The sequence below is a fragment of the Emergencia sp. 1XD21-10 genome, from assembly GCF_009936045.1.
GTDB classification, from domain to species: Bacteria; Bacillota; Clostridia; order Peptostreptococcales; family Anaerovoracaceae; genus Senimuribacter; species Senimuribacter intestinalis.
This window is the reverse complement of the sequence record NZ_QWEQ01000048.1, coordinates 1-6,565: the sequence shown is the minus strand read 5'-3', so window position 1 is coordinate 6,565 and position 6,565 is coordinate 1. Positions and strand designations below refer to the sequence as shown.

At 40.9% G+C, this 6,565-nt stretch carries 6 protein-coding genes; all 6 read left to right on the top strand.

Annotated elements, in window-relative coordinates; genetic code table 11:
- Positions 1 to 423 (top strand): hypothetical protein (locus D1151_RS16025; protein WP_161909540.1); only part of this gene is annotated, 423 nt, incomplete at its 5' end.
- 10 nt (positions 424 to 433) lie between these two features.
- Positions 434 to 661, top strand: a complete 228-nt coding sequence (locus D1151_RS16020) for a hypothetical protein (RefSeq protein ID WP_160202573.1) — start codon at positions 434 to 436, stop codon at positions 659 to 661.
- Between the two features lie 133 nt (positions 662 to 794).
- Complete coding sequence (locus D1151_RS16015) at positions 795 to 1,910, top strand: hypothetical protein (RefSeq protein ID WP_160202574.1); 1,116 nt, start codon at positions 795 to 797, stop codon at positions 1,908 to 1,910.
- An 88-nt stretch (positions 1,911 to 1,998) separates the two neighbouring features.
- The gene (locus D1151_RS16010; RefSeq protein WP_161909539.1) at positions 1,999 to 3,453 is read left to right on the top strand and encodes an ArdC family protein; all 1,455 of its coding nucleotides are present in this window, start codon (positions 1,999 to 2,001) and stop codon (positions 3,451 to 3,453) included.
- A 786-nt stretch (positions 3,454 to 4,239) separates the two neighbouring features.
- Complete coding sequence (locus tag D1151_RS17425; protein WP_369122411.1) at positions 4,240 to 4,653, top strand: TnpV protein; 414 nt, start codon at positions 4,240 to 4,242, stop codon at positions 4,651 to 4,653.
- Positions 4,581 to 6,565 (top strand): LPD11 domain-containing protein (locus tag D1151_RS17420; protein WP_369122410.1); only part of this gene is annotated, 1,985 nt, incomplete at its 3' end. The genes D1151_RS17425 and D1151_RS17420, both read left to right, overlap by 73 nt.

Here is a 6,565-nt window from a genome sequence, read left to right as displayed (position 1 = left end):
GAAGGTTATCAAGAAACTATTTTGCGGCATTTGAACTATAATCCGGCTGATTACCGCATTACCGATGGAAAATGGAGTAGCAATTATGTAACAGAAAATGGGCGGACAGTTCGGTACGCAGAGTTTAGTGGATTACGGAAAGCGAGCGACTGGACGGCCTATTACGAAGAAGAATTGTCAACAGATAGTCCTGCACTTGCGACTTATGATGCAGTAGCAACATATACCAATGGTATTAAAGATACCAGCTATGAAGTGATGATAACTGTAGACTATGAAAAAGTCGGATTAACATTACTACAAAAGATTCTATTGGTAAGTGCGGCCATAATCATACTCGGTGGATTGATTGCAACTATCTTGCTGATTATTAGAAAAAAGCGAAATAGAGAATCGGAAACAGTTATAGTTACAGAAAAATAGGAGGTAGAATATGGAAAAATTTGCAAACGGATTAAATGCTTTGATTACGCAATGGCAGCCGTTTATTTGGATTGCCGTAGCAGCGGCACTAGTGGTCATTGGCCTTATGTTTATCATCCCATCACAAAAAAGTAAAGATTTTGCAAAAGATCATATCGGAGTCGTCGCCATTGGATGCGGACTTGTGCTGGTTGCAGTGACACTCGCTAAAGAAATTTCCGCTGCATGGGGATTTTAATTCGCTGCTGCTATTAAAGCAGCACTGTAAAACGTTAAAGAAAGGGCATCAGGCAGTGTGGTTATATGATTTAAATTCCTGTCTGATGTCTTTTATTTAGGATTTTAACAGTGAAAAAGGAGGAGGTACAGTAATGGAAATTGAAAGAATTGTAGACGGTCAAAAGAGGAAATTTACGCTAACAAGTGATGAAGTCTGGCAGGCATATTTTGAAAAGGAAGCAGAATTTGATATGTATGATGTAATAGAAGCGGTACGCGTTATGGATGATGAAGATCGTCTTGCGCTGGAACATAGTCTTGATATGGATGTGGATGATTTCTTAGCTGATGAGGCAGCCATATCTCAGCTTGCAAAAGATATGCGTGCTCGTATGGATAAACAGAATATTGAAAAAGAAACAGCCTTTTGGCAGGCTGTAAAAATGAATAAGGAAAAGAAAAACGCAGAAATCAATATAGATGGGGCGAATGGCTTCATTGAACATTGGCAATCTTTTGTAGGGCATACCATTTCAAATCCTGCTGCAGAACTCATATTTTATTCTTATGATGATGGTCAGTTTACTGTTAGGCATTGCTGCGGAAATCCTGAGGATTATTTAGAATCTAAAGGAACACCAGAAGAAATTGCAGAACAGTATCATTTCGATGGTGATTTTAGAGAGAAGTTCTTTGATATGGATTATAGAATGGAACCAGAATGCGTAGAACATGTACAGAAAGAAGCTACTATAGACTGGTCAAAAGTTCCCATTGATACGCCCATTTATATTAGCCCTGATGGTGAACACTGGTGGAAAAATCATTTTGCAAAATATGAAAATGGCAAAGTTTACTTCTGGAGAGATGGCTGTACATCTTATACAGCGGAAGATCATAATGACAATAGGTATTTTTCGCAGGCTGTGGAGTGCAATTATGCAAAGCTGAATGAGAACGATTTGCAGGAAGAGCACACAATCATTTCCGGAGAAACTGATATGGTAAACGAAGAGGAGTTTGTGAAACTTTCTGTGGAACAGTTAAACGAATTATCATATAAAGACCAGTTCAGGATTGTGCTTGCCATGGAGTTTCCCGAAACCATAGAGAATGAAAAGCTGCAGGAAGAGTTATACGAACAGTTTATGCAAAGCGATGAAGCCGGCTTTTTCAGTAGTGACTTTCGTGCAGCGATTGAAAAAGAGATGGATCAGCTTTCTGATCAGGAACTGAAATGTGAAAACAGTGATGGAATATTTATTTGAACGGAGGCAAAGACCATGAGTGAGAGAATCACAATTTTTATTGACACAGACACGATAACGGAAGAGGAGTTATTATCGGAGGATGAAGATGGACAAGAAGGTAAGAGAATATAGAGAAAAATTAGCAGAGGCCTTTATAAAATCTATCACCGAGAATCCAGTAGGCTGGCAACAGGAATGGAGAAGTCCTATTAGCAGACCAATTAATGCGGTAAGTGGAACAGCATACCGAGGAATCAATAGGATATGGCTGTCCTACCAACAGACAGCGAATGGATGGGAAGATCCAAGGTGGTGCACTTTTAAGCAGATAAAGGACAAAGAGTGGCATCTTATGAAAGGAAGCAAAGGTACACAAATTGAATATTGGATGCCATATGATGCGAAAGAAAAGAAATGTATTACATGGCAGGAATACGGCGAACGTGAGGACAAAGAGGGTATTTCATTGAGAGCGAAATATTTTTATGTGTTTAACGGCAGCCAAGTTGAAGGAATGCCAGAAGTGGAATTACCGCAGGTGCAGGAAATTAATCAGGCACAGTTCATTCAAAGAATTTCAGAGAATATGGGCGTCGAAATTTTACATGATGGAATTGATAGTGCTTTTTACAGACCGATAGAAGATAAAATTCACCTACCGCTTAAGGAATACTTTAACGATGATTATGGATATAATGCGACGGTGCTCCATGAGTTGTCCCACGCTACAGGGCGTGAAAGCAGACTGAACCGTAGTTTTGAGGGCGGCTTTGGGAGTGCTTCCTATGCTTATGAAGAATTGGTCGCAGAGCTTTCCAGCTGTTTTATGAGCGAAAATCTGCCGGTACAAATGGACGAACACCATTTCCAAAACCATAAAGCGTATATACAGAGCTGGGTATCTGCCATTGAGAAAAAGCCGGAGACATTCGTGAAAGCCGTGAGAGACGCTGAAAAAGCGGCCGACTATTTAGAGTATCAGGCAGAACTTGTATCACAGCTTACCTATCAGAAAAACATTGAGAAAGCCATGGAAACAGACGTGAAGACAGTGCAGGAAAATGAAAGTATAGAGGGGAACCCAGTCCGCATGATAGTCGAGGCAAAAGAAAATAGTAAGGATTATGTAAGGGAATATATTCGGGGTTTTATGGAAAAGTATGACTTTAGTCGACCGATTATTGTGCAGGGTGCGATGATTCCATCATTAATGATGGAATCTGACCTTGCCAAAGGAGGTATGGCGGATACAAAAGAAGCGTGCAGTGCCTGGATCAATGCCGATCCAGAAGCTGCATTTAACACAATGATATATATAAGCGATAAATATCCGGAGCTGGAAGGGCTCACAGCGGAAACTAATCCAGGCAGATTTTCTCTTCTAATGATGGAGAGAGAAATCTACAAAATGATTTACGAGGCGGATGTAGTGGATGAGAACTGGGATAAGGATTTCTTGTTTGATAGAAGTGCGGCCAAGGAAATCTGTCAGGCGGCAGGTATCGACGCACCAGATAATGTGGGGCAATTTAGGCTCTGTCAGAACACTGAATTAGAGTAAGGGAGCGGAATATGGCGATAAAAGGAAAACAGTTAAAGAAGCTGACTGAAGCATATCTTGATGGTTTGCGTACAGGCTCGTCAGAGTGGATACCTTTTTTAGATACGGCAAGCTGGATGTATAAATATCGTTTTGCAAATCAGCTTGCTGTTTACCTGCAGAAACCAGAAGCAATTGCAGCAACCACTATGTATCAGTGGAATCGAATGGGCAGAAGCATCAATAGAGGTTGCAGAGGGATAAGGTTGAATGAACAAGACCGGTTTGACACGTCTATATATATATTTGATGCAGATGACACTCATAACAGAATTGGGCAGAATGTGCAGATCAGACTGTGGGAAGTTTCAGAAAATGAAGCCTTTAGGGAACGTATATCAGAACAGCTAGCGGAGGCGTATCAGATTAGCAGCGATATGGACCTGTCAGATTTAATTCAGGAAGCTGCAAAAGAGGCGGTAGATGCGGAATATCTGGAATGGGTAGATCAGGTAGCAGAGGAAAATCCAGAACTTTGTACAGCGCAATTTGCGGATGATCTAGATAGTCTGTATGCTTTCTGTGTAAAATCCGCACAGTATATTACATTACGCCGGTGCGGCATGGATGTTTCCCGTTATTCAAAGGAGGACTTTAATCTTACAGATATCCAGGAAGGCAGTTTGTTACAGCTGGAAACGTTGCAGGAAATTGGCGGCATTGTGCAACGGTCTGCAGAAAGTGTGCTTGTCTGCATAGAAAAAGAAGCAAAGGCGCAGCTTGTTAGAGAACGGACTTTAGTATATAATGAACAAAAGGAAAATCAGCGGAGAAAGGAGAAAGAGGATGGACTTACAGAAAGAGGAAATCAGTTACAGGAAGATGGGGAACGTTTATCTTCCGGAATTTCAGGAGGACAGCGAGGAACTGATTATGGAAGAAACCGTGGGCAAGTACGGAATGATGAGAGCACGGTTTCTATACGAGGAAAAGGGAGCCACTTACTCGAGCATGAACCTGCAGGGAACACTATTACCACATCTAAAGGAAGTGAACCAGACGGCGGAAGAGATGCGGGAGATGCTGATTCAGAAAAGGGTGGAAGCCTTGGGGCTGAGCGAGGAGATGAAGAACGAGAATCCAATCAAATGGGTCAGCAGTATGCAGCAGATCACGATGGAAGTGGAGAACGCAATAGAGAGGGAATTGATTACCATTTAGGCATATATAAGCGAGATCGGAATGCGCCATACTTTTCAGACACAAAATTGAAGCAGGGAATCATTTTACAGGCATTGAAAGATAACGGCAAGGAGGTAGAAGATATCTACCTCTTTTTTGATGCAAATTATGATCGGGTAAAACAGGCAAAATACACTGAAAAACTGTTTAACAATGCTTATTGTGAATTCGATATAAACGGTGAAAGTGTAGGTTATAAAACTTTTGATAATGGATTGCTGCTTTGGAAAGGTCATTATTCATCAAAAATCGAAGAAGATATTCTGCCTTGGGAGAAGATTGCAGAACTGATAGATGGTTTGCGGCTTTTTGAAATGAATGAGGGGGTACGAGGCAGGGCAGTTTCTGATTCTGAAGAGTCTCAGATTAGTTTCTTGGAAGAACAGCCAGAGCGGATTACTTTTGGACAGAGCATCGCAGACTATGCTTTGCGTCAGGGAAGTAATACGCAGGGAAGTAAGCGAAAAATCTACCAGTTTTATCATGAAAATTCCAATGCAAGCACTGCTGAAAAGATAAATTTCTTAAAAGAGGAATATGGTATTGGCGGCAGATCAGGATTTCATACAGGCTTAGACTTGTGGGAGACGCACGATGGGAAAGGTATTAGACTCTCACGGAAGGCATATCAAGATGATAAAGATATCATCATCACATGGAATCAAGCAGCGAAACGAATTGGAGAGCTGATTAAAGAAGGCACCTATCTTTATCAGGATGAGGTTTTTGAAGATGTGCTGATTACCAGTGAAAAAGATGTGCCAACAGTTGAACTAGATAATCATGAAAACCAGATTGTTCATTTTGAAGAACTTTTGGAAGAGGATAGCCAAAACGATTATCTCAATCTATACATGCTGCTCTCTCGCCTGAAGCAGGACTGTGAATATTATCTTGGAGCCGGAAACCGTAATGAAAAACATCTTTGGGCTGGAAATGTAACAGACCAGATTTCTAAAATGCGAGAAATTTGGAATCAGCTTTTTAAAAAGCCGGAGTGGCTGACCGCAGATGATTTGGATTATTACGAAAAAGCGATGCAGCAAGAGAAAAGTGAAAATGTCTTGGTTAAAGATGAAACATTACCTGTGCTACAGGAGTTTGAACAAAAAAAAGATGAATTAGAAAAAAAAGAGGCTTCAGAATCAGCGGAGAACGATTTTGAGGAACGTAATTATATCTCAGAACTTATAAAAACAAATCTCGGTAAAACAGGAAATTATCACATTACAGACAGGGATTTGGGAAAAGGCTATCCCGCACAGAAATTTAGGAACAATATGGAAGCTATAAAGCTGTTAAAGCAGCTGGAAGCAGAGGATAGGGAAGCCACAAAAGAAGAGCAGGATACACTGGCTGCCTATGTTGGCTGGGGAGGACTTTCCTCTTATTTTGAAGAAGAAACTTGGTATCAGCAGGAACTTATAGAACTGCTGACGGAAGAAGAATACAAGGCGGCTGCAGATAGTACATTAAATGCCCATTATACACAGCCTATGATTATTGAGAAAATGTACGATATTTTCGATAATTTGGGATTTGCCGGAGGGAAACTGCTGGAACCTGCTATGGGGGTAGGTAATTTTTTCGGCATGTTGCCGAAGCGATTTCAAAAAGATACAAAGTTGTATGGCGTAGAACTAGATACGATTTCTGCCAGGATTGCAGCAAGGCTTTATCCAGAGGCAAATGTTTACCGGTGTGGTTACGAGGAAACATCTTTTAGAGATAACAGCTTTGATGCAGCAATTGGCAACGTGCCTTTTGGAGATTACAGCGTACATGATAAGGCATATAATCGTCATGGATTTTTAATCCATGATTATTTTTTTGCCAAGACTATCGACCAGGTGAAACCGGGTGGTGTGATTGCCTTTATTACCAGTAAGGG

Excerpts from the sequence above, each read along its gene's own strand:
- D1151_RS16015 (WP_160202574.1), top strand. The coding sequence starts at position 795 with ATGGAAATTGAAAGAATTGTAGACGGTCAAAAGAGGAAATTTACGCTA.
- D1151_RS17425 (WP_369122411.1), top strand. The coding sequence starts at position 4,240 with ATGAACAAAAGGAAAATCAGCGGAGAAAGGAGAAAGAGGATGGACTTA.
- D1151_RS16020 (WP_160202573.1), top strand. The coding sequence starts at position 434 with ATGGAAAAATTTGCAAACGGATTAAATGCTTTGATTACGCAATGGCAG.
- D1151_RS16010 (WP_161909539.1), top strand. The coding sequence starts at position 1,999 with ATGGACAAGAAGGTAAGAGAATATAGAGAAAAATTAGCAGAGGCCTTT.